At 58.5% G+C, this 21,680-nt stretch carries 21 protein-coding genes and 1 tRNA gene; 5 read left to right on the top strand and 17 right to left on the bottom strand.

What is annotated here, in order from left to right; genetic code table 11:
• Positions 1-74: 74 nt before the first annotated feature.
• Complete coding sequence (locus tag DIT72_RS08070; protein ID WP_135954636.1) at positions 75-677, bottom strand: PEP-CTERM sorting domain-containing protein; 603 nt, start codon at positions 675-677, stop codon at positions 75-77.
• Positions 678-843: 166 nt separating this feature from the next.
• The gene (locus DIT72_RS08075) at positions 844-1,080 is read right to left on the bottom strand and encodes a TIGR02647 family protein (protein WP_135954637.1); all 237 of its coding nucleotides are present in this window, start codon (positions 1,078-1,080) and stop codon (positions 844-846) included.
• A 95-nt stretch (positions 1,081-1,175) separates the two neighbouring features.
• Here DIT72_RS08075 and DIT72_RS08080 point away from each other — a divergent pair, with 95 nt between their 5' ends.
• Positions 1,176-1,508 carry a tRNA-binding protein gene (locus DIT72_RS08080; RefSeq protein ID WP_135954638.1) on the top strand — a complete coding sequence of 111 codons (333 nt, stop codon included), beginning with the start codon at positions 1,176-1,178 and terminating at the stop codon, positions 1,506-1,508.
• A gap of 12 nt (positions 1,509-1,520) precedes the next feature.
• Here the strand turns inward: DIT72_RS08080 and DIT72_RS08085 are convergent.
• From DIT72_RS08085 to rpsU, 4 genes are all read right to left on the bottom strand, one after another.
• Positions 1,521-1,597: transfer RNA gene (locus DIT72_RS08085), tRNA-Ile, on the bottom strand.
• A 114-nt stretch (positions 1,598-1,711) separates the two neighbouring features.
• Positions 1,712-3,559, bottom strand: coding sequence for an RNA polymerase sigma factor RpoD (rpoD, locus tag DIT72_RS08090; protein ID WP_135954639.1), 1,848 nt, complete (start codon positions 3,557-3,559; stop codon positions 1,712-1,714).
• Positions 3,560-3,740: 181 nt separating this feature from the next.
• Entirely contained in the window at positions 3,741-5,474 is a 1,734-nt protein-coding gene (gene dnaG, locus DIT72_RS08095; protein ID WP_135954640.1) for a DNA primase, read from the bottom strand.
• Between the two features lie 153 nt (positions 5,475-5,627).
• Complete coding sequence (rpsU, locus tag DIT72_RS08100; RefSeq protein WP_007153483.1) at positions 5,628-5,843, bottom strand: 30S ribosomal protein S21; 216 nt, start codon at positions 5,841-5,843, stop codon at positions 5,628-5,630.
• 239 nt (positions 5,844-6,082) lie between these two features.
• On the opposite strand from rpsU, the gene tsaD reads away from it, so the two are divergent.
• Positions 6,083-7,138 carry a tRNA (adenosine(37)-N6)-threonylcarbamoyltransferase complex transferase subunit TsaD gene (gene tsaD, locus DIT72_RS08105; RefSeq protein ID WP_135954641.1) on the top strand — a complete coding sequence of 352 codons (1,056 nt, stop codon included), beginning with the start codon at positions 6,083-6,085 and terminating at the stop codon, positions 7,136-7,138.
• Here tsaD and plsY read toward each other — a convergent pair.
• A complete protein-coding gene (gene plsY / locus DIT72_RS08110) occupies positions 7,135-7,728 on the bottom strand; it encodes a glycerol-3-phosphate 1-O-acyltransferase PlsY (protein ID WP_135954642.1) in 594 nt (197 codons plus the stop codon). The two genes, tsaD and plsY, sit on opposite strands and share 4 nt — an antisense overlap.
• Before the next feature lie 151 nt (positions 7,729-7,879).
• Between plsY and folB the strand changes: the two genes are divergently transcribed.
• A complete protein-coding gene (gene folB / locus DIT72_RS08115; protein WP_169449989.1) occupies positions 7,880-8,236 on the top strand; it encodes a dihydroneopterin aldolase in 357 nt (118 codons plus the stop codon).
• On the top strand, positions 8,236-8,754 hold the full coding sequence (gene folK / locus DIT72_RS08120) for a 2-amino-4-hydroxy-6-hydroxymethyldihydropteridine diphosphokinase (RefSeq protein WP_135954644.1): 519 nt from the start codon (positions 8,236-8,238) through the stop codon (positions 8,752-8,754). Before folB ends, folK (DIT72_RS08120) begins: the two co-directional genes overlap by 1 nt.
• Before the next feature lie 15 nt (positions 8,755-8,769).
• Here folK (DIT72_RS08120) and pgi read toward each other — a convergent pair whose 3' ends face one another.
• The 10 genes from pgi to dksA all read right to left on the bottom strand — a co-directional run bounded on the left by pgi (position 8,770) and on the right by dksA (position 20,832).
• Positions 8,770-10,434 carry a glucose-6-phosphate isomerase gene (gene pgi, locus DIT72_RS08125; RefSeq protein ID WP_135954645.1) on the bottom strand — a complete coding sequence of 555 codons (1,665 nt, stop codon included), beginning with the start codon at positions 10,432-10,434 and terminating at the stop codon, positions 8,770-8,772.
• A 28-nt stretch (positions 10,435-10,462) separates the two neighbouring features.
• A complete protein-coding gene (panC, locus tag DIT72_RS08130) occupies positions 10,463-11,311 on the bottom strand; it encodes a pantoate--beta-alanine ligase (RefSeq protein ID WP_135954646.1) in 849 nt (282 codons plus the stop codon).
• Positions 11,308-12,102: a 3-methyl-2-oxobutanoate hydroxymethyltransferase gene (panB, locus tag DIT72_RS08135; protein WP_135954647.1), complete on the bottom strand. Its 795-nt coding sequence runs from the start codon at positions 12,100-12,102 to the stop codon at positions 11,308-11,310. The genes panC and panB overlap by 4 nt, the downstream gene beginning before the upstream one ends.
• Positions 12,103-12,220: 118 nt before the next feature.
• Positions 12,221-12,736: a 2-amino-4-hydroxy-6-hydroxymethyldihydropteridine diphosphokinase gene (gene folK, locus DIT72_RS08140; RefSeq protein WP_135954648.1), complete on the bottom strand. Its 516-nt coding sequence runs from the start codon at positions 12,734-12,736 to the stop codon at positions 12,221-12,223.
• A gap of 2 nt (positions 12,737-12,738) precedes the next feature.
• Positions 12,739-14,118, bottom strand: a complete 1,380-nt coding sequence (pcnB, locus tag DIT72_RS08145) for a polynucleotide adenylyltransferase PcnB (RefSeq protein ID WP_135954649.1) — start codon at positions 14,116-14,118, stop codon at positions 12,739-12,741.
• Positions 14,119-14,871: 753 nt separating this feature from the next.
• Complete coding sequence (locus DIT72_RS08155; RefSeq protein WP_135954650.1) at positions 14,872-16,281, bottom strand: sigma-54-dependent transcriptional regulator; 1,410 nt, start codon at positions 16,279-16,281, stop codon at positions 14,872-14,874.
• A 7-nt stretch (positions 16,282-16,288) separates the two neighbouring features.
• The gene (locus DIT72_RS08160; protein ID WP_135954651.1) at positions 16,289-19,249 is read right to left on the bottom strand and encodes an ATP-binding protein; all 2,961 of its coding nucleotides are present in this window, start codon (positions 19,247-19,249) and stop codon (positions 16,289-16,291) included.
• Positions 19,239-19,415 (bottom strand): hypothetical protein, encoded by a 177-nt coding sequence (locus DIT72_RS18265; protein ID WP_168355032.1) that lies wholly within the window; start codon positions 19,413-19,415, stop codon positions 19,239-19,241. The genes DIT72_RS08160 and DIT72_RS18265 overlap by 11 nt, the downstream gene beginning before the upstream one ends.
• 50 nt (positions 19,416-19,465) lie before the next feature.
• Positions 19,466-20,338: a tRNA glutamyl-Q(34) synthetase GluQRS gene (gene gluQRS / locus DIT72_RS08165; RefSeq protein ID WP_135954652.1), complete on the bottom strand. Its 873-nt coding sequence runs from the start codon at positions 20,336-20,338 to the stop codon at positions 19,466-19,468.
• A gap of 53 nt (positions 20,339-20,391) precedes the next feature.
• Entirely contained in the window at positions 20,392-20,832 is a 441-nt protein-coding gene (dksA, locus tag DIT72_RS08170; RefSeq protein ID WP_135954653.1) for an RNA polymerase-binding protein DksA, read from the bottom strand.
• Between the two features lie 118 nt (positions 20,833-20,950).
• On the opposite strand from dksA, the gene sfsA reads away from it, so the two are divergent.
• The gene (gene sfsA, locus DIT72_RS08175) at positions 20,951-21,679 is read left to right on the top strand and encodes a DNA/RNA nuclease SfsA (RefSeq protein ID WP_135954654.1); all 729 of its coding nucleotides are present in this window, start codon (positions 20,951-20,953) and stop codon (positions 21,677-21,679) included.
• Position 21,680 lies beyond the last annotated feature (1 nt).

Genomic DNA, 21,680 nt, shown 5'->3' on the forward strand with positions numbered 1-21,680 from the left:
TACGGGCCACAAAAAATGGCTCCCTTGGGGGGAGCCATGAGGTTTATATACTAGCTGTCTAGGAATCTGACAGATTAACTGGCGCGGGTTTTCCGGCGCGTCAGGGTAAGGCCGACAATGCCCAGCCCAAACAGCGCAAGTGTGCCAGGTTCGGGAACCTCAACGGAGTCCTTGGCATAGATGTTCATATGCGAGAGGCCTTGACCCTGCTCAGCGTCGTAGAGCCAGTCGCCCGAGGAAACGCCTGAGACCAGTTCATAAACGAACCAGTTGTCTGGCTCATTACCACCACCGAATTTAAAGCCTAAAGCAATGGTGCCATAACTGTCCCAAACACTGCTGTCAAATTCCCAGGTGCCTGAGCCATTGTCTTCATCAGTGTACGAGAGGCTGTACATCGGTGTCGGACTGGATGTGCCTGTGGACTTCTCGAGGAAAGTGTATTCACTCCCGACACCGCTCAAAAAGGGGTCTAGAGTGCTGTCTCCCTGAAGATTACCTAGTCCGGAATCCAGGCAGGCAGAAGCCTGCGAATCATCCATTGACATGTGGTTGAGTTCCGGATCGGTACAAATAATCTCCGCCGCAGTAGTTGTGCCGGACACCAAGAGCCCCGAAAACAGTGTCGCTGTCATCAGTGACCAAATCTTTGTGTTTGTGTTCATATTTTTCATCATCCCTCACTCCCGGTTTGTATTCCTTAACGTCAGGGAGTTTGAAGCATGAATGATGCCACCATTAACAACGCTTTTTTTAACAACGACATGAGTGAAGCCGCTCGCTGATGACTGCTTGATTGTGTAAATAAAGTTGACGTCGCCCCCAGCACAGTTTTGTAAAGCCTCAGCTACTTAGCACCGACAGCACTCTCTGCGCGTGCTCCAGTGTTTCGCTGCCCAGGCTTGTCAGGTAACCGCCATCCTTCTGCGTAATCAGGCCCTTGTGGTGAAGTCGTTCAGCGGCAGTGACCATCTCTGGTGCTGCAGAATGCTGGTGAACCTTGATGCCTTCCTGGGCGGAAGACAGATCGAACATGGCAAGCAGATTGAGCTCATCAATATGGTCGGTTGAGAAGGGCATATTGCTTTCCTTGTGTTACTTTTAATGGACTTACACTATTTGTATACGAAGCTGACGCTTTCAGTAAAGCGATTTCGGGATAAGGGAAACAATGCATGATCAGTTGGGAAGACTTTGAGAACGTAGAACTGCGAATCGGCACGATCATTGAGGTTAACGAGTTTCCGGAAGCACGCAAACCGGCCTACAAGCTGAAAGTGGATTTTGGTCCGGAGATTGGCGTCCGCAAATCCAGCGCTCAGATTACTGACCTGTATGATCCAGAGGCGCTGGTTGGAAAACAGGTGCTTGCTGTGACCAATTTCCCGCCGAAACAGATTGGTTCCTTCATGTCAGAGTGCCTGGTCACCGGTATCCAGACCGATGAAGGTGCCATAACTCTGGTGAGCACTGATCATAAAGTTAGTAATGGACAGCGGCTAATTTGAATTTTGAGAGAGTGGTGGGCCCACCTGGACTCGAACCAGGGACCAAAGGATTATGAGTCCTCTGCTCTAACCAACTGAGCTATAGGCCCTTTTGTCAGCGAATGCTGCTTAAAGGTTTGCTTTCTGGAGGTTGCTCCCGGGCGGGAGCAACAAAGCGGGCGCCATTATACCGGTGACCGGTGGCGCCCGCTACTGTTGTGGTGTTATCCGTTGCCCTGATCGTCAATGAAGCCGCGCAGGTGGTCGGAGCGGGAAGGGTGGCGCAGCTTGCGCAGGGCCTTGGCTTCGATCTGGCGGATTCGTTCCCGGGTAACGTCGAACTGCTTGCCTACTTCTTCCAGGGTGTGATCGGTATTCATTTCGATACCGAAGCGCATGCGCAGCACCTTGGACTCGCGCGCGGTCAGGCCGGAGAGCACGGAGCGGGTGGCTTCGCGCAGGCCTTCCGCGGTCGCCGAGTCGACCGGCGACAGGGCCTGGATGTCTTCAATGAAATCGCCCAGGTGGCTGTCTTCGTCATCACCGATCGGGGTTTCCATGGAGATCGGTTCCTTGGCGATCTTCAATACCTTGCGGATCTTGTCCTCGGGCATTTCCATGCGCTCGCCCAGCTCTTCCGGGGTAGGCTCGCGGCCCATCTCCTGGAGCATCTGGCGGGAGATGCGATTGAGCTTGTTGATGGTCTCGATCATGTGCACCGGAATACGGATGGTGCGCGCCTGGTCCGCGATAGAGCGGGTGATGGCCTGACGTATCCACCAGGTGGCGTAGGTGGAAAACTTGTAGCCACGGCGGTATTCGAACTTGTCGACGGCCTTCATCAGGCCGATGTTGCCTTCCTGGATCAGATCCAGGAACTGCAGGCCGCGGTTGGTGTACTTCTTGGCAATGGAGATCACCAGGCGCAGGTTGGCTTCCACCATTTCCTTCTTGGCACGGCGGGCCTTGGCTTCACCGATGGAGACGCGGCGGTTGATTTCCTTGATATCGGAAACGTCCAGGTCTACCTCGTTCTGGATATTGGCGATGCGCTTCTGCAGGCGCACGATTTCATCGATGCGCTCGCCAACCAGCGGTGCATACGGCTTCTTGCTCCGGGAAATTTTCTCCGCCCAGTCGAGGCTGACTTCGTTGCCCGGGAACGACTTGATGAAATCCTTGCGTGGCATCTTGCATTCGCGCACGCAGATTTTCATGATCGCGCGCTCGTTTTCACGCACCAGATCGTTGGTGGAGCGGACCACGTTCACCAGTTCGTCGAAGGCCTTGTTGCCCAGCTTGAAGGGTGCGAACACCTGGCCAAGCTCGTTCAGGGCTTCCTGGGTCTTCTTGTGGCCGCGACCGTATTTGGCCAGGCACGCGTCGGCGGCATCGAGCTTTTCTTTGAGCAGCTCGAAGCGCAGGCGGGTTTCTTCCGGATCCGGGCCGCTCTCGGTTTCTTCTTCACTGTCGTCATCGTCATCGCTGTCAGATGAGTCGCTAGCACTGCTGGAAGTGTCCGGAGTGTTGTCTTCGTCCATGAACGGTTCGGCGCCGTCCGGGTCGAGGAAGCCGGATACAATGTCGCTTAGACGGCCTTCGTTCTCGACGATGCGGTCGTAGGCCTGGATAACAGTGCCGGTGATGCCGGGGAAATGCGCTACCGCGGCCATGACATCGCGGATACCTTCCTCGATGCGCTTGGCGATAACGATTTCGCCTTCGCGAGTCAGCAGTTCCACGGTGCCCATTTCCCGCATGTACATGCGGACGGGGTCTGTGGTGCGACCAGCGTCGGATTCCACGGCAGCAAGGGCGGCGGCGGCTTCAGCAGCAGCTGCTTCGTCGGCGGTGGAATCGCCGTCGGTCATCAGAAGTGTGTCTGCGTCCGGTGCAACCTCGGATACCTGAATACCCATGTCGTTGATCATGCGAATGATGTCTTCGACCTGGTCCGGGTCAGCAATGTCTTCCGGGAGGTGATCATTTACCTCGGCGTAAGTCAGGTAACCTTGTTCCTTGCCTCGTGCAATGAGGTCTTTCAAACGTGATTTCTGCGAATTGCCTGACATAGACACCCTGTGAACTCGCTGGTAAAAGTAAAAAAGTTAAACAGCCATTATAGCCGTCACGCTATTGGTCTGCCACCGGATGGTTAGATGGTGATCAACACTGCAAGTTTCAAGTGCAGTGCCCTTTCCGGCTGCAGTTATTGCCTTTTTCCGGCCCGCCGGCCTGCGTTTTGAGTGCCTTTCAGTCGTCGTTCTGGCCGGTCAGCGCCTTCAGTTCCTGCCGCTCTTCGGCGGTCAGGTCTGCAAGGCTGCGTTTCTCCGACAGCAGGGACGCCAACCGCTGCTTGCGTGCCACTTCCTGGTTCGGATTGAGCATCTCGCGGGCGCCCGCCAGGGTCTGCTCCCGTGCCGGCACGTGTTCAATGCCGTCGAACAGGCCGTAGAACCGTGCCCTGGCCTGTTTATCCGTTGCCAGTTGACGTGTCAGGGAGCGCCGGTTCCTGATGTCGTTTTCCAGAATCCAGCCGGCGAACTGGCCTGCCTGCCGGTACCGGCGGCTGCTTCTGCACAGCTCGGAAATCTCGCTGGCCATGTCCGGTGCTTCCAGCAGGGCCAGGCAAAGCTGGGTGTCCTTGCTGAGCTTTACGTCAATCCGTTGTTCCTGAACCCGGCGCTCGCCGTAACCGCCCTTGCTGTTCTGCTGGCGGCGGTTTTGCCAGTCACCCCGGTTGCTGCCGCATAGCCTCAGCATTTCGTGCCACATGGCGTCCCTGAGGGTGCTCCTGGGCATCCTCTTGAGCAGTGGCTCTATCCGTGTCTTCAGTTCGCCCCGGTCTTCCGGTAATGTCAGATCCAGCCCTTCGCTCTGCCGGTTGAACAGGTAGCGGGACAGGGGCGTGGCACCGTCGATGCGTTTCTGGAAAGCGTCCGCGCCTTCCTTGCGCACCAGTGTGTCCGGGTCTTCGCCGTCCGGCATCATCAGGAATTGCAGATGCAGGCCGTCGGTCAGCAGTTCCAGGGCGTTTTCCATGGCCTTGTCAGCGGCCCGGTAGCCGGCCTGGTCGCCATCGAAACAGAACACCAGGTGCCGTACCTGTTTCAGCAGGGCTGACAGGCTGTCCTGGTTGGTGGCGGTGCCCAGCGTAGCCACGGCAAACTGGATGCCGTTCTGCGCCAGGGCAATGACGTCCATGTACCCTTCCACTACCAGCAGTCTGTCGAGCTGGCGAATCGATTGCTTCGCCTCATAAAGGCCGTAAATCTCGCGGCTCTTATGAAATACATCAGACTCCGGGGAGTTGATGTACTTGGCCTTGTCGTCACCCAGCGTGCGACCGCCAAAGGCAATGGTCCGGCCACGACTGTTACGGATCGGAAACATAATCCGGTTGCGGAACAGGTCCCGTGGCCGCCCGTAACGGTCGGAGACGGTGCCGGTTTCGATCAGCGGCCCCTGCAGATCCTTGCTGGCACTGTCGAAAAGTGCCGTGCCGGTAGCAGGGGCGTAGCCCAGCATGTACTGTTCGATAATAGTGTCGTCCAGGCCTCTCTGTTTCAGGTAGTCCCGGGCGAATTCCCCCTGCTGGCTCTTCAGGGCGGAATGGTAGAAGCGGCTGGCGTAATCCAGGGCATCTGTCAGGGTTCGCGCCTGCTGCATTTCCTGGCGCGCGCTCTGGTCGTAGGGCACTTCCATGCCGGCGCGTCGGGCCAGTTCTTCCACTGCGTCGGTAAACCCGAGGCCGTCAAATTCGCGGACGAAGCTGATGGCGTCGCCATGGGCGCCACAGCCAAAGCAGTGGTAAAAGCCCTTGTCGGGCCGGACATTGAAAGACGGCGTTTTCTCATCATGGAAGGGGCAGCGGGCCTTGTAGTTACCGCCGGCCTTTTTCAGGGTGATACGTGATCCGATCAGCTCGGCCAGGTCTATGCGGTCCAGCAGGTCTTCAACAAAGCGTTGCGGGATCAGTCCACTCATGATGTCTCCGGTTGCAGGGAAAGTGCCGGGCCTGCAAGTACAGCCAAAAATGCCGCCGAAGCCAGGCCTCGGCGGCATTTTCGTAACGCTTTGTGCAGCCTGCGGCTATACAGGCAAGTAAAGGCTTGCAGTCAAGCGGCGTCCGGATAAAGCTTAGTACAGACGCTCGAACTTGCGCTGTTCCCGCTGAAGCTTCTTGAGATGACGCTTGACGGCTGCAGCGGCCTTGCGCTTGCGCACGGCTGTCGGCTTCTCGTAGTGCTCACGGCGACGCACTTCCGACAGAACGCCTGCTTTTTCACAGGAGCGCTTGAAGCGACGAAGGGCTACGTCAAACGGTTCATTCTCTTTCACTTTAACAGCTGGCATTCGAAAATCACCTACCTGATTGATTCGGTTTCTGTTTTGTCTGATCGACCGGTCTGTCAGATCGACTCGATGCCTGGCCGGGTTGGCTAAAACTCGACCAGTGCGTATTTAAGGCCGGCAATGATAGCGCCTGCCGGTGGCAAAGGTCAATGTTTGTTCGATGAAACTGACTGGGGGTTTCGGGTTTCTGCTAAAATGCTCCGCTGACGTTCACCAGTGCGGAGTTATGGTCCTTATTTATGCTGATTCTCGGTATTGAAACCTCCTGTGATGAAACCGGTGTTGCCCTCTACGACAGCGAACAGGGGCTGCTCGCGCATGCCCTGTTCAGCCAGATTGACCTGCATGCGGACTACGGCGGCGTAGTACCCGAACTGGCGTCCCGCGACCACGTGCGCAAACTGTTGCCATTGTGCGACCAGGTGCTGGCAGACGCCGGCAGGGTTCGCGGTGATATCGAAGGCATCGCCTACACCGCTGGCCCCGGCCTGGTGGGGGCGCTGATGGTAGGAGGCTCTGTGGCCCATGCCCTGGGGTTCGCGCTGGGTGTGCCGGTTCTGGGTGTCCACCATATGGAAGGCCACTTGCTGGCACCGATGCTGGAGGAGAATCCGCCGGCCTTTCCCTTTGTTGCCCTGCTGGTGTCAGGTGGCCATACGCAACTGGTGCTGGTCAACGGGATTGGCGAGTATGAAATGCTCGGCGAATCGGTGGACGATGCCGCCGGCGAAGCTTTTGATAAAACGGCCAAGATGCTGGGCCTGGACTATCCCGGCGGGCCAAGGGTGGCGGCGCTGGCGGAGAAGGGCGCTCCGGGGCGGTACCGGTTCCCACGCCCGATGACGGACCGGCCGGGTCTGGATTTCAGTTTCAGCGGCCTTAAAACCTTTACCCTCAATACAGTCAATGCAGCGCAAAGCGACGGTGGGCTGGATGACCAGACCCGCGCTGACATCGCTCTCGCCTTTGAGGCTGCAGTAGTGGATACCCTCACCATCAAGTGCCGCCGCGCTCTTGAACAGACCGGTAGCAGGCGCCTGGTGATCGCCGGTGGCGTGAGTGCCAACAAGCGGCTGCGCGCAGGGTTGGAGAAAATGACCGAAAAGCTCCGCGCCGGTGTGTTCTATGCCCGCCCCGAATTCTGTACCGATAACGGCGCCATGATTGCCTATGCCGGCTGTCAGCGATTGAAGGCGGGGCAACGTGACGGTGACCGGATTGTGGCGGTGCCGCGCTGGCCCATGCATACCCTGCCGCCGGTCGGCGAGCCGCGCGCGAGCGGTCTCGTGGACTAGAAGCCCGGCTCCCGGCCCTGGGCCATACGGATCAGGTTATTGCGGTGGCGAACCACAATGAGGATGGCCAGCAGACCAAACAGCGGCAGGGTCTCCGGCTCGATCAGTGCGCTGATGATCGGGCCGCTGATAATGGCCACAATCGAAGCCAGCGCGGAAATCTTCCAGCGCCACATCACCAGCGCCCAGATCGCCGCCATTATCAGTGTGGTCGCCGGCGCCAGTGCCAGCCCCGCCCCCAGGGCTGTTGCCACGCCTTTGCCCCCCTTGAAGCGATAGAACAGAGGAATCATGTGGCCCGTCACTGCGAACAGGGCCACCATCGACTGGGAAAGAATCGTCAGGTCCGCCTGGTGGGCCAGCCATACCGGCAGCCAGCCCTTGGCCGCATCCAGAAACAGCGTCAGTGCTGCCGGTGGCCAGCCGCCGGTGCGGTAGACATTGGTGGCGCCGGGATTGCCCGAGCCCTGGGCGCGCGGGTCGGGCAGCTGCCAGGCGCGGCATACTGGCAGGGCAAACAGCACCGAGCCTGCCAGGTAAGCGAGGGCGCAGAGCAAAACTGTCAGTACCGGGTGACTCAGGTAATTCATTGGCGGCGTTCATTGGTAAAGTGGCAAAGACGCATGCTGGTCATTTATGAGAAAATGCCGGCCCCGCGACGACGCAGGTCAGAATTTACACAGTATCCGCTGCCTGCACGTTATTCAATCAGCAAAGAGTGTAATCTTGGGAGTGCCTCCGTTGACCGATAGCGTACTGATTGAAGGTCTGGCCGTTGAGGCAGTCATCGGCGTATACGACTGGGAGCGGGAAGTCAGCCAGCGGCTGTTGGTGGATCTGGAGATGGCCTGGGATAACCGGGTGCCTGCGGCCTCGGATGATGTCCTGGATGCGCTGGACTATGCGCAGGTCAGTGAGCGGGTTTCGGCCTATCTGGTTCAGGCCTGTCCACAATTGCTGGAAACCGCCGCCGAAGGCATTGCCAGTCTGTTGCAGGAAGAGTTTGGCCTGCGCTGGTTACGGCTGACACTTCGCAAGCCCGGGGCGGTGCCCGCTGCGGCTGCGGTCGGAGTGAAGATTGAGCGGGGGAGCCGCTGATGACTCGGGTGTACATCAGCCTTGGCAGCAACATCCACCGCGAACATTATATTACGGCGGCGCTGGATGCGCTGGATGTCTGGTTTGACGAGCTGCTGATTTCCTCGGTGTACGAAAGCGAATCGGTGGGCTTCGACGGCTTTCCTTTCTACAACCTGGTGGTAGGGGTGGACACAGCTCTGACCGTGGCGGAACTGTCGTCCCGTTTCAAGCAACTGGAAGCGGACAATGGCCGGCGTCGGGATGTGCCCAGATTCAGCGCCAGAACCCTGGACCTGGATATCCTCACCTACGGTGACGAGGTGGGCAGGGTTGATGGCGTGGAGTTGCCCCGGGGCGAGATCCTGACGAACGCGTTTGTATTGCGGCCATTGGCGGAAATCGCGCCGGCTGACATTCATCCGGTCTGTGGCAAGCGTTATGATGAGCTGTGGCAGGCCTACGACCGTGACCAGAAGCTGTGGCCAGTGGATTTCACCTGGCAGGGCCGGCTGATTTCCCGGGCCGCTACCAGGTAACCCGACAGTTCCTGTTCAGGATGAATGGTGCGAGCGGAACAGCCGGATCAGATTGTCTGTTGAGCTGTCGCTGGGGCTGGCACTGTCGTCGCTGTCTCCGGTAAGACGGTCCAGAATGCCCTTGCCCATCTGTTTGCCCAGTTCCACGCCCCACTGATCGAATGAATCCACGTCCCAGATAACGCCCTGCACGAAGGTGCGGTGTTCATAGAGTGCGATCAGGGCTCCGACCGTTTCCGGCGTCGCCTTGTCCATCAGCAGGGTATTGCTGGGCTTGTTGCCGGGGATGACTTTGTGGGGCGCCAGTTTGTCGATCTCCCCGGCGCTCATGCCTTCGGCTTTCAGTTCCGCTTTGGCCTCGTCCAGGTTCTTGCCGGACATAAGCGCCCGCGACTGGCTCAGGCAGTTGGCAAACAGGGTGACATGATGGTTGGCCACTTTGTTGTGGGTTTCCAGGGGAATGATAAAGTCCGCCGGAATCAACCGGGTACCCTGGTGCAGCAACTGGTGGAAGGCGTGCTGGCCGTTGGCACCCACGCCACCCCATATTACCGGCCCGCTCTGGTAGGTCAGCGGCTCCCCGTTCTGGGTAACGCGCTTGCCGTTGCTTTCCATGTCCAGTTGCTGCAAATGCGCCGGCAGACTGCGCAGATAATGGTCGTAGGGCAGGATGGTATAGGTTTCTGCGCCCCAGAAGTTGTTGTACCAGAGCCCCAGCATGGCCATTACTACCGGCAGATTCTGCTCAAGTGGTGTATAGCGGAAGTGCTGGTCCATGGCATGGGCACCGGACAGCAGGGCGCGAAAATTGTCCATGCCGATGGTTAGCGCCACCGGCAGACCAATAGCGGACCATAGCGAGTAGCGCCCGCCAACCCAGTCCCATACCGGGAAAATATTATCCCCGGAAATGCCAAAGTTCACCGCTTCGGGCGTATTGGCGGTAACCGCCACGAAATGCCTGGCGATCTGATCTTCGCGTCCGCCGTTATCCAGGAACCAGTCCCGGGCGACTTTGCTGTTCTCCAGAGTTTCCTGGGTGCGGAAGGATTTGGACTGGATCAGGAACAGGGTGGTCTCAGGGTTTATCCGGCGAAGTATTTCGGCGATCTGGGTGCCGTCGATATTCGCTACGTAGTGACAGGTCAACTGGCCGTGCCAGTACGGGCGCAGGGCTTCCGACACCAGTTTTGGGCCAAGAAAGGAGCCGCCAATGCCGATACTCACCACGTCGGTAAAGGCTTTGCCGGTATGGCCCTGCCAGCGTTCACTGAGCACGTCGTCCACGAACTGCGACATGCGGTTCAGCGTGTTTTCCACTTCCGGCGTGATATTGGTGCCGTCTACATGAACTGGTTCACCACTGTTGTCCCGCAGGGCAACATGGAGGGCGGGGCGCTCTTCCGTCACGTTGATATACTCGCCGCGAAACATGGCCTCGGTGCGCTCCGGTACACCGCAACTTCTGGCCAGTGCCATCAGCCTGGTCATGGTGTCGTCGGTCATGCGGTTGCGGGAGTAGTCCAGCGACAGGCCGCCGCCACTGATGAAAAAGCGGTTGGCCCGGTCCGGATCATCGCGGAACATGGTCCGCATGTGGGTGTTCTTCAATTCCGCCTGATGAGTTGTCAGTGCCTGCCACTCGGGCCGGCTGGTGAGTGGAGCAGAGCCCTGGGACATAATGGAATCCTTTCGTCAGTCTGTGGGGTTAACGGCTGATCGACAGGTTGTCGATCAGCCGTGTGGTGCCAAGAAAAGCCGCCACCAGCAATGTCAGTTCGGTGTCCTCCGCGCTGGCCGGCTTCAGGGTCAGGCTGTTGGCGATATTAAAGTAGTCCGGGCGCAGGCCCGCTTCGCTGAGAGCTTCGTTGGCTTCCTTCTCCAGCGTTACAAAATCGTTTCGGCCCTTGCGTATCTGTTCCGCTGTGTTTTTCAGGGTACGGTAGATGACCGGTGCGATGGCGCGTTGCTCTTCCGTCAGGAAACTGTTGCGTGAACTCTTTGCCAGTCCGTCGTCTTCGCGGACGGTCGGGCTGCCAATCACTTCAACCGGAATCATCAGGTCCCGGGTCAGTTTGCGGATAACCGCCAGTTGTTGATAATCCTTCTCGCCGAAGACAGCGATGTCCGGTTGCACCATATTGAACAGCATGGTGACGACCGTTGCCACACCCTCGAAGTGCCCGGGCCGGCTGGCACCGCAATGGCCTTCACTGACTTCGGGAACGACAACGCGAGTCTGTCGTGCCAGCCCCTGGGGATAGATTTCCTCGTTGGAGGGGGCAAATACCAGGGTGCTGCCCGCCGCATCCAGCCTGTCCTGGTCTTCCTGCAGGGTGCGCGGGTAGGTATCCAGGTCTTCGGTGATGCCAAACTGCATCGGGTTCACGAAGATGGTGGTCACCACGATGTCGGCGGCTTCCCTTGCCTTCCTGACCAGCGAAATATGGCCCTCGTGCAGATGGCCCATGGTGGGCACCAGACCGATGCGCTTGCCCTGCTGGCGATAGCTGCGAAGCATGGCGCGGAGTTCTTTGAGTGTATGTACGGTTCTCATGCCTTGAACGTATGCTCCTCGGCGGGGAATGAGCGGTCGCGAACAGCGGCCACGTAGGCTTCGATGGCACCTTTTACGGATCCGGTCTCAGCAAGGAAATCTTTCACGAAGCGTGGCTTGCGACCGGTGGTCATGCCCAGCATGTCGTGGACAACCAGCACCTGGCCGTCAGTATCTGCGCCAGCCCCGATGCCGACCACGGGGGCCTGCACGGCCTGGGTAATGCGGGCTGCCAATGGTGCAGGTACACATTCCAGAAGAATGACATCCGCGCCGGCGGCGACCAGTTCACAGGCGTGTTCGATCATCAGCTCGGCGTGCTTTTCATCCCGGCCCTGGACCTTGTAGCCGCCAAACTTGTTGACAAACTGTGGAGTCAGGCCCAGATGGGCACACACCGGCACGCCCCGCTCACTGAGGGCGTGGATGGTGTCTTTCATCCAGTCGGTACCTTCCAGCTTGACCATGTGGGCGCCGGCACGCATCAGTTCGGCGGCGTTTTCCAGTGCCGCTTCGGTGGTGCCGTATGTCATGAACGGCATGTCGGCCATGACCAGTGAGCCGCGGTTGCCCCTGGCCACGGAAGAAACGTGGTACACCATCTGGTCCATGGTTACGGGCAGTGTGCTGTCGTGGCCCTGAAGCACCATGCCAAGGGAGTCTCCGATGAGGATGACCTCTACACCGGCCTCACTGACGATTTGTGCAAAAGTGGCGTCATAGGATGTCAGCATGGAGAAGGCTTCGCCCTTCTGCTTGAAGTCCCGCAGGGTATTGATGGTAACAGCCATAGAATCCTTGCCTTGTGGGTGGATGGGCCAAAACCCGGCCGGGGTGCGCCGGCAATCAGGTCTTAAGGGTAATCCGGGGGTGTGTCTGAGGCAATAGCGAGACACCGAAGCGTTCGTATCAGCCGGACGGGAAGGGACTCCGCGCTACCGGTTCGAGTTTTCGCAGGTTGTTGTCCGGGCACTGCTGCCTCAGGGCTGCAAGAGTGCGGCCGTCCGGCAGACTTCGTGCCGGGTCCAGGTCCAGCAGTGGCTGGAGCGCGAAATCGCGGCTGGCCAGCTCGGGGTGAGGCACCGTCAGGCGTTCACTGTGAATGGTCTCGTTACCATACAGAAGCAGGTCGAGATCCAGCGTTCGCGGTCCCCAATGCTGGACCCGCTCGCGGCCATGGGCCTGTTCTATGGCCTGCAACTGGTCCAGCAGTTCCAGTGGCGGGAGTTCTGTACGAAGCCAGACTGCGCCATTCACAAAGTCGGGCTGGTCCTGGGGGCCGACCGGCTTGCTGCTGTAAAAGGCAGACTGGGCCACCAGTTCGGTTTTTGGTAGCGCCGCCAGCCGCGCCACAGCGCCGGCCAGTTGTGCAGATGGCTCCGCCATATTGCTGCCAAGCCCGACAAAGGCGTCTTTGGCTGCCATGGTCAGGCCTTTTTGGCAGGTTTCTTGCGGCGGCGCTTCTTCGGCCCGTCGCTCCCCAACTGGGTTAGCATCCGCTCCTGGCCGCGTTCGTCCGTTTCCTGGAATTCGGTCCACCATTGGCCCAGCCCGGGTTCGATTTCACCGGACTCTTCGCGCACCAGCAGGAAATCATAGGCTGCGCGAAAGCGCGGATGGGACATGGTTACAAATGCCCGTTTCCCCTGGCGCCTTGGCAGGCGCATCTGCAGCTCCCAGATCTCTTTCATGGGCCCGGAGAAGCGTTTTGGAATGGACGTCGCCTGAACCTGGCGGCCAATCACCTTGGCGATGGACTGATGCAGGGCCGGCTGTACCGGCTCGCCGTTGTCCTGGCATTTGCGCCATTCTGCCTGCAGGGCAGGCCAGAGCATGGCAGCGAACAGGAAGTAGGGAGTAACCGATTTGCCCTGGGCGATGCGTGCGTCAGTATTGCGCAGGGCTTTGCGGATCAGCTCATCGGGCTCGCCGTTATCAATAGCCTGTACCGTTTCCGGAAACAGGGGCGCCAGCAGATTGTACTCCCTGAGCAGGTCGTAGGTAGCCTCACCATGACCCGCGGAGAACAGTTTCAGCACTTCTTCGAACAGGCGGGCTGGCGGGATGTGCGTCAGCAGCGGCGCCAGTTCCCGGATCGGGGCCTCGGTTTCCGGTTCGATATCAAAGCCCAGTTTGGCGGCAAAGCGCACGGCACGCAGCATGCGGACCGGATCTTCCCGGTAGCGTGTCTCCGGGTCGCCAATCAGCCGTATCTGACGGTTTTTCAGGTCTTCGATGCCGTTAGCGAAGTCCACCACAGTGAAGTCGCGGATACAGTAATAGAGAGCATTGACGGTGAAGTCCCGGCGCAGAGCGTCCTCCTCCTGGTTGCCGTAGACGTTATCCCGCAACAGCAGGCCATGCTCGCTGGTCCTGCGGTCATCGTCTTCGTCACTGTCATCTTCCGGTTCCGCGGCTTTGCCGCGGAAGGTGGTGACTTCAATGACTTCCCGCCCGAACAGAACGTGAACAATCCGAAAGCGCCGGCCAATCAGTCTGGAATTACGGAACAGGTCATGGACCTCTTCCGGGGTGGCGTTGGTGGCGATATCAAAGTCCTTGGGTTTGCCACCGAGCAGAATGTCGCGAACGCCACCGCCCACCAGATAGGCTTCGTAGCCGGCGTTATTCAGGCGGCTGAGCACTTTCTTGGCGGGTTCACTGATGGCGGTGCGGGAGACATTGTGCTGATCACGGGGGATCTCCCGGCGCTGGTAGGTGCGGGCTTTCTTTTTCCCGTTACCTTGCAGGAGCGACCGGAACTTCTGGACGGTTGATGACAAGAGATTTTGTGTATGAGTAGGCATTGAATTCCGTTATTGCAATTAGCAAAAGCGAGAGTTTAACGGTTTGAGCGGGATTTGCACATGTCTGGCATGATAAGCCGGCGAAAACTGCTGGCGGAGGGTGGATGGGGACCGGCAGGAAAAGCGCCGGGCCAGATAATCAAAAGGCGGATCCGTTTTCACGAATCCGCCCTGAAAGCGTTGACGATCTGCATTGTTTTTGTTTTTACCGGGATTTTTCTTAATTCTTCTACCCCACTGTCAATCCCCAAATCCGGGGATATCAGCAGTACAAACGGAAAGCTTTGAATACACAGAGCAGTCAGTGACATTGGGCAGGTTATCGTGTAAATGCCGTGGCGTCTGAATGACGATTCTTCTCCACATCTACAACCCGCACATGCCATGGGACCACTAAAAAGCAAAGTACCCAAAACACTCAGTTCGCTCACGTTCTGTATTTGTTTTTGTTACCGAACGTCTTCTACAGCTTTTTGTCTTTGTTGTTGGCGCTGCGTTATCACTGTTGTTTTTGTTGTTGTGCGCCCTATAGACTGCAGTCCATGTGCCAGGTTTTGAAATATGTTTATTAACAGCAGGTTAGTGGTTTGCAATCTTTCCTTCAGGGTATCTATAAGTCCGAAGTGTTACTGAGCGCCCGTTTTTTAGAACAGGAGTGTTACCGTGAGGAACACGGGGTAACAAGTGAGCCTCGCTTCAGTTTTTTCGGTAACACCTCCCCGGTTTTCGGCATGCTCGCTCGATACCCTTCTGTTAGTTGCCAGAACTCTTCTTGCGCGGGATGCCAAGGCGCTGACGCCGCTCCCAGAGCGATTTCCGACTGATGCCAAGTTTCTGGGCGAGCTCGGTTTCACTCATGCGATCCTGGTTTTCCAGCACAAAGTGCTGAAAATAGTCCTCAAGCGACAGATCACTGGTTGATTCGGCTTCCCGCGAAAGGGTCTGTTCGTTATTTCCTTCAACCAGTGACTCCGGAATGTTCACATCGCCGCCTTCGCCATCCAGGTCCAGCAGGGACGGGGTGATCAGGTCGTTGTCGCAAAGGATGGTAGCCCGCTCAATGGCATTCTCCAGTTCCCTGACATTACCGGGCCAGCGATGTCTTTCCAGTGCCCGCATGGCCTCAGGTGTCAGTTTCAGACCGGGTTTTCCCATTTTCTCGCCCTGACGTTTGAGAAAACGCTGGGCCAGACCCAGGATGTCGGCCTGGCGTTCCCGCAGGGGCGGAATGCGAACCTGCATGACATTCAGGCGATAAAACAGGTCTTCGCGGAATTCGCCGGTACGGGTCATGGCCTTGAGGTTACGGTGGGTTGCCGCGATCATGCGTACATCCACCTGGCGACTCTGGGTGGAACCTACCTTGCGGATCTCGCCCTCCTGGAGCACCCGTAGCAGGCGAGCCTGGGCTTCGGCCGGCAGTTCGCCAATCTCATCCAGAAACAGGCTGCCACCGTCGGCAGCTTCGATCAGGCCGGTGCGCGCGGAAACCGCACCGGTAAAGGAACCTTTTTCGTGGCCGAACAGCTCCGACTCGATCAGGCTTTCGGGGATTGCGGCACAATTCACCGAAATCAGCGGGTTGGATGTGCGCGGGCTCATCAGGTGCAGAGCCCTGGCCGCGAGCTCCTTGCCCGTGCCCGACTCGCCCTGGATCAGAACCGTGGTTTCAGTGGGGGCAACTTTGCGAATCAATGTGAAGACCTTCTGCATGGCTTCACAGTGGCCAAACATAATAGCGGCGGGATCGCTGTCGGGGTGACTTTCAAAGGGAGCGTGGTCGGGCTTTTCATCAGCGCCACCGGCTGATCTGGCCTGCCTTGCCAGGATACCCGCGACCGCTTCAAGCATTTCATCATGGTCGAACGGTTTGGCGATGTATTCGACCGCACCCATTTTCATGGAGTCCACGGCAGAGCGCAGGCTGGCGTAACTGGTCATGATCAGTACCGGGGTGTCCGGCGCTCGCCTGATCAGTTCGGTACCCGGAGCACCTGGCAGTCGCAGATCGGAAATGATCAGATCAAACCGGGCGGGCTCGTGGTTGTCTTCGGCTTCTTCTACGGATCCCGCATCCGCAACTTCATAGCCGGCGTGCGTAAGCAGCTTGCGGACGGCTGAGCGGATAATCTCTTCATCTTCTACGATAAGAATACGAGGCATAACGGTTTTACGACCCCTGGTTCTGGCTGATGGTGTTTCCGGCGTCCGGTTCGTAGGCGGGTAGCCTCAAGCGCACGCAGGTTCCACGGCCCCGGTCGGCATTTGCCGGGCTGTCCACCTGAATGTTGCCGTAGTGCTCTTCAATGATGCTGTACACCAGTGATAATCCAAGGCCGGTTCCCTTGTTGGGTGCCTTGGTGGTGTAAAAAGGCTCGAAGATATGGTCCAGCTGTTCTGTAGGTATACCGGGCCCTTCGTCAGTGACTTCGATAATAGCGGAGTAACCGTCGAGGTTTCCACTGATGTGGACCTCCCCACCGATTGGCGAGGCGTCACGGGCATTGGCCAGAAGGTTTATGAATACCTGAACCAGCCGCTGTTCGTCGCCCAGAATCAGCAGGTCTTCAGGACAATCGTTCACAAAGTGAACGCCCATGCTCTTATCGCTGAGAGAAAGCAGATTGATGGACTCATTCACGCAGCGGCGAATGGCCACCGGTTCATAGCGGTTGGCGTGGGCATGGTTACCCGTGCGGGCAAAATTCATCAGCGACTGGAGAATGGTGGAGATGCGCCGGGTCTGTTGCTGAATCTGTTCGGCGGTGGAGAGGATATCCGGGTCATCGGTTTCCAGCTTCAGATTCTGTGCCAGGGACGAGATCCCGGTGACAGGGTTGCCAATCTCGTGGGCAACACCGGCGGCCAGGCGGCCCACCGACGCCAGCCGCTCGCTGTGCATCAGTTCGTCTTCCAGCAAGCGGGTCTCTGTCTGGTCTTCTACCAGGATGATGCTGCCGCCCTCGGTGTGATCAGGGCCACTCAGCGCGGCCTTGTGGAGATTCAGCCAGTGGGGCCTGCCTTTCAGATCGAGCCTGTGTTTGTATCGATGCAGCTCCTCGCCCCTGTTGAAATCGTCGAGCAACAGGTGCCAGTGCTCTGGCAGTGCCATCAGCTTCGCCCCCACAACATCGTCGGCGGTAATGCCGGTGAGCGCTTCCATGGTATTGTTCCACATCAGGATTTCGCCATCCTCGCCCACGGAACAGGCGGGGATGGGCAGGTTGTGGAGGGTCTGGCGGTAATGCCGGCGCAGGTTGTCGAGCTCGCCTGCCAGTCCCGTGAGGCGATTCTGGTAGTCGCCGAGGGCCCGTTCCACGTATCGGATGTCCTGGGCTGTGCCACCGCTTGCCATGGGTTTGTAACCAAGATGTCTTTTGACCAGGTCGCTCGCAACAGCAGGGCCAAGAAGGCCGGAAAGATTCACTTCTACCCGGTCGCGGAGGCGTCTGAGCTGGTACGGCCGGTATTCAACATTGGGCAGTTTCAACTGGGCCAGCGCCCGCTCCACCTCCCGTCTGGCAACGCTGATCCCCAGTGGAACTGCCAGTTGCCGCACAAAATCTGCTGAGGATGTGGCCAGTAACTCTCTGCGTTGCGGGCGGGAAAGCGCCCCCAGTGAGCAGGCTTCCGCCGCACTGGCCTCTTCGGCGGTGCTGGTGCTCAGTACTGACACCAATGCAAAAACGACGACGTTTACCGTCAGGCTGGCGAAGGTAAAGATATGCCAGTTGCTGTAGTCGGGAATCAACGGAGCACCGAGGAATTCCAGCAGGTTGGCGGTGTGGGAAAAGGGCAGCACCAGTGTGACAACCCAGATAACCAGCCCGGAAACCAGGCCGGCGATCAGTCCCCGGCGATTCCCTTCCGGCCAGTAGATGACTCCCAGGGCTCCGGGTAACAGCTGCAGCATGCCAGACAGTGAAATCGCACCCAGAATGGCGAGGTCCAGGTTCTTGCCCAGGGTTTCATGAAACAGCAATGCCGCGAAAATAATGGCGGCAATCAGTAATCGTTTGACCCATCGCAGCCAGTGGTAGATGTCGCCCTGGTCTTTCGGTGTGCGCAGGGGCAGCACTGCATGGTTCAGAACCATACCCGCCAGCGCCAGGGTACTGACGATCATCAGTCCGCTCGCTGCGGACAGTCCGGCAATGTACATCAGTAATGTCAGTGCCGGGCTGCCCAGTGCCTGGGCGGTGCCAATGGCGTAGAAGTCCGGGCCGGTAGTGGCTGCCAGGGCCTGGCCACCCCAGAGAATCAGTGGCACCGGCAGACCCAGTAACAGCAGATAAAGCGGGAGGCCCCAGCTTGCCTTTGCCAGCGCCTTGGGGGATGGGTTCTCGCTGAATGTCATGTGGTACATGTGGGGAAGAACGAGGGCGCCGGCAAAGGACATCAGCATCAGTGCCCGCCAGCTGCCGTCATCAATGCTCATGGTCATGGAGCTGACCGGCGTGGTCCGGTCTGCCAGCCAGGTTTCCAGCCCGCCCAGGCCATCGAAGACACCAAAAAGGATGACGCCGCCGAGGGTCAGCAGCGCAAACAGTTTTACCAGTGAGTCGAACGCAATCGCCAGTACCAGGCCCTGGTGATTTTCCGATCCCTGGCTGCGCCGTGTGCCAAACAGCATGGCGAACAGGACCACAGTAATGCTGAACAACACGCTGATCAGTCGGGGTGAGGTGTCTGGCGCCAACAGGCTGGCAGAGGTCGACACTGCCTGGATCTGCATGCTCAGCAACGCCAGTATCGCAGTGCCGGAGCAGATGGTAACCAGGGTGCCGGCCCACTGACTGCGATAGCGATAGGCAAACAGGTCGGCAAGGGAGGTTAGCTGATAAGCACGGCCAATTCTCATCACCGGGTTGAGCAGCACGGGCGCCAGCAGGAACGCGCCGCTGATGCCGAGATAATAGGCCAGGAAGCCGAAGCCGGATTCCGCCGCCATGCCCACCGCCGCGTAGACCGCCCAGATGCCGGCATAGACCCCGAGGCTCAGGGTATAGACCAGGGGATGCCTGACCCAGCTACGGGGCAGTACGCCCTTTTCGGTAATCCATGCGATGCCGAAGAGCAGTATCAGGTATAGCAGGCTGGCCAGTAACAGGCCGGGAGCACTAAAATTCATTGGGATCCCGGCGCCATTCGAGCCAGAAGCCGATGGCAATCAGGCCTGCCCAGATGATGTATGGGCTGTACCAGGCATTCTCCGGTGAGGTCCACCAGTCAAGAATGTTGGGCGAGAATATGTAGATGGCCAGAACCAGAAGGAAGACCAGACGGTAGATATACATCGGGCATGATATCCGCACTGTCGTTTGTGAGAAGCTTTATAACACGTCGTTCACCGGGCTGTCAGGTGAATCCGTTCGGGCGACCAGTTGGCTGTCGCCCGGCTGAGCAGGGTATCGATGTCCGGTGCTCCGGACAACAGGCGCAGGTTCTGACCGAGTGCAGCGAGGGCCTGCTCGAGGTTTGCCTTGGCAATCCGGTCATCCAGCGCCGGTGCATGGTTCTGCTTGCTGAGTTTCTGGCCCTGGGCATTGAGAATGACCGGTATGTGCATCCAGTGGGGCGGCCTGGCGCCCAGTGAGCGGTATATCTGCTGTTGCTGTGCTGTCATGTCCAGCAGATCAGAGCCCCTGACCACGTGGGTGATGCCCTGGTCTATGTCGTCGGCAACCACTGCCAGCTGGTAGGCGTAAAATCCTTCCTTGCGCAGAATAACCGGGTCGTCCAGCTCGGCGTGCACGGTCTGCGACTGGGGCCCGAGCAACTGGTCCCGCCACTCGCTCTGTTCATCCTCCAGCGCGAACCGTACCGCAAACGGGCGGCCATCATTCGGGGCATGGCCTTGGCGGCAGTGGTCCGGGTGGCGGCCACCATGTTCCTTCAGTTGCCTGCGAGAGCAGGCGCAGCGATAGGCCAGCCCCTGGTCCAGTAACAGCTCGATCACTTTGCGGTATCGGGCATGACATGCAGACTGGAACCGGACCGGCTCGTCGGAGTGCAGGCCGTGGGCGCCAAGGCTTGCCAGTATCTGCCCGGTGGCTTCCGGTGATTCCCTCAGGGGGTCGAGATCTTCAATCCGCACAAGCCAGGTGCCACCATGGCTTCGGGCCTCAAGGAAGCTGGCAACCGCGGTCACCAGCGAACCAAAATGAAGAGGGCCGGTAGGAGAGGGCGCAAAGCGGCCCCGGTAACGGGATTCAGTCATGGTCTGCGTCTGCTGGCCCGGGGTCCGGGGCCAGCGTATTCAGGGAGCGGGCATTAAATGCCAGTCTGGCGCTCGCGGATTTCGGCGAGGGTCTTGCAGTCGATGCACAGTGTCGCGGTGGGTCGCGCCTCAAGGCGGCGGATCCCGATTTCAACGCCGCACTGGTCGCAAAAGCCGTAGTCGTCCTTGTCGATGCGATCGATGGTCTGGTCAATTTTCTTGATCAGCTTACGCTCGCGGTCACGGGTGCGCAGTTCCAGGCTGAATTCCTCTTCCTGGGTTGCGCGGTCGCTGGGATCCGCGTAATTTGCGGCGTCTTCCTGCATGTGGTGCATGGTGCGATCCACTTCTTCCATCAGTTCCTGCTTCCACTGCAGAAGCAGTTGCTTGAAGTGCTCAAGCATCTCTGGACTCATGTACTCTTCACCCTTCTTTATTTCATAGGGGGTGAAGTTGGTAATACGTTCGCGTGGTTGTGCTGCAGTATTTGCCATAAATACGGCCTCTTATCATCCTGAAAAGCACTCGCCCTGGAGCGGGAATTTGCGGAAAATAGCAGATTAGTCTCACGGGCGCCAGCCTTGTGATAACAACTTTAGCATGGAGTCATGAATGAAGTTACCCGCCCCGCTGATCGAAGGCAGGCTGATTCGCCGCTATAAACGTTTCCTTGCTGATGTGGTGTTGCCGGATGGCAGTGAAGTGGTCGCTCACTGTCCCAACACCGGCTCCATGCTGGGCTGCCAGCCGGCTGAAGCACGGGTCTGGCTGAGCGCAAGTGACAACCCCAGGCGAAAGCTGAAATACACCTGGGAACTGGTTGAAACAGCCCCTGAGGAAGTGGCCTGTATCAACACCTCGCGGCCGAACAGCCAGGCCCGCTACGCCATTGCTCAGGGTGTTGTGGACGAACTGGAGGGCTACGGGACCTGCCGCGCAGAGGTACGATATGGTGCTGAAAAAAGCCGGATCGACCTTCACCTGTCTGACCACAAAAGCCTTGCAGATGCCTGGGTGGAGGTGAAGAACGTTACCCTGTGCGAGGATGGCCTGGGTTATTTTCCGGATGCAGTGACGACCCGCGGCCAGAAACACCTGCGTGAGCTGATGGCCCAGGCGCGTGCCGGAGAGCGGGCGGTACTGCTTTTTGTGGTCAACCATACCGGCATTACCAGTGTGCGGCCGGCGGACCATATTGACGCCGCCTACGGCAGGCTGCTGAGGGAGGCGGAGGCCGCCGGTGTTGAATTGCTGGCCTACAGGGCAGATTTATCCGGCCCTGAAGGGCCGGATGGGGATATATCGCTGGTGGAATCCGTGCCGGTCATTCTGCAAGCCTGAG

Origin of the sequence: Marinobacter orientalis, assembly GCF_004792665.1 — a bacterium.
Taxonomy (GTDB): Bacteria; Pseudomonadota; Gammaproteobacteria; order Pseudomonadales; family Oleiphilaceae; genus Marinobacter; species Marinobacter orientalis.

What these genes read in the sequence shown, in the direction of transcription:
- DIT72_RS08155 (WP_135954650.1), bottom strand. Translation starts at nt 16,281, where the DNA reads ATGCCTCGTATTCTTATCGTAGAAGATGAAGAGATTATCCGCTCAGCC.
- rpoD (WP_135954639.1), bottom strand. Translation starts at nt 3,559, where the DNA reads ATGTCAGGCAATTCGCAGAAATCACGTTTGAAAGACCTCATTGCACGA.
- DIT72_RS08080 (WP_135954638.1), top strand. Translation starts at nt 1,176, where the DNA reads ATGATCAGTTGGGAAGACTTTGAGAACGTAGAACTGCGAATCGGCACG.
- DIT72_RS08075 (WP_135954637.1), bottom strand. Translation starts at nt 1,080, where the DNA reads ATGCCCTTCTCAACCGACCATATTGATGAGCTCAATCTGCTTGCCATG.
- plsY (WP_135954642.1), bottom strand. Translation starts at nt 7,728, where the DNA reads ATGAATTACCTGAGTCACCCGGTACTGACAGTTTTGCTCTGCGCCCTC.
- gluQRS (WP_135954652.1), bottom strand. Translation starts at nt 20,338, where the DNA reads ATGACTGAATCCCGTTACCGGGGCCGCTTTGCGCCCTCTCCTACCGGC.
- sfsA (WP_135954654.1), top strand. Translation starts at nt 20,951, where the DNA reads ATGAAGTTACCCGCCCCGCTGATCGAAGGCAGGCTGATTCGCCGCTAT.
- folK (WP_135954648.1), bottom strand. Translation starts at nt 12,736, where the DNA reads ATGGCAGCCAAAGACGCCTTTGTCGGGCTTGGCAGCAATATGGCGGAG.
- DIT72_RS08160 (WP_135954651.1), bottom strand. Translation starts at nt 19,249, where the DNA reads ATGAATTTTAGTGCTCCCGGCCTGTTACTGGCCAGCCTGCTATACCTG.
- pcnB (WP_135954649.1), bottom strand. Translation starts at nt 14,118, where the DNA reads ATGCCTACTCATACACAAAATCTCTTGTCATCAACCGTCCAGAAGTTC.
- panC (WP_135954646.1), bottom strand. Translation starts at nt 11,311, where the DNA reads ATGAGAACCGTACATACACTCAAAGAACTCCGCGCCATGCTTCGCAGC.
- pgi (WP_135954645.1), bottom strand. Translation starts at nt 10,434, where the DNA reads ATGTCCCAGGGCTCTGCTCCACTCACCAGCCGGCCCGAGTGGCAGGCA.
- rpsU (WP_007153483.1), bottom strand. Translation starts at nt 5,843, where the DNA reads ATGCCAGCTGTTAAAGTGAAAGAGAATGAACCGTTTGACGTAGCCCTT.
- DIT72_RS08070 (WP_135954636.1), bottom strand. Translation starts at nt 677, where the DNA reads ATGATGAAAAATATGAACACAAACACAAAGATTTGGTCACTGATGACA.
- dnaG (WP_135954640.1), bottom strand. Translation starts at nt 5,474, where the DNA reads ATGAGTGGACTGATCCCGCAACGCTTTGTTGAAGACCTGCTGGACCGC.
- folK (WP_135954644.1), top strand. Translation starts at nt 8,236, where the DNA reads ATGACTCGGGTGTACATCAGCCTTGGCAGCAACATCCACCGCGAACAT.
- tsaD (WP_135954641.1), top strand. Translation starts at nt 6,083, where the DNA reads ATGCTGATTCTCGGTATTGAAACCTCCTGTGATGAAACCGGTGTTGCC.
- dksA (WP_135954653.1), bottom strand. Translation starts at nt 20,832, where the DNA reads ATGGCAAATACTGCAGCACAACCACGCGAACGTATTACCAACTTCACC.
- DIT72_RS18265 (WP_168355032.1), bottom strand. Translation starts at nt 19,415, where the DNA reads ATGTATATCTACCGTCTGGTCTTCCTTCTGGTTCTGGCCATCTACATA.
- panB (WP_135954647.1), bottom strand. Translation starts at nt 12,102, where the DNA reads ATGGCTGTTACCATCAATACCCTGCGGGACTTCAAGCAGAAGGGCGAA.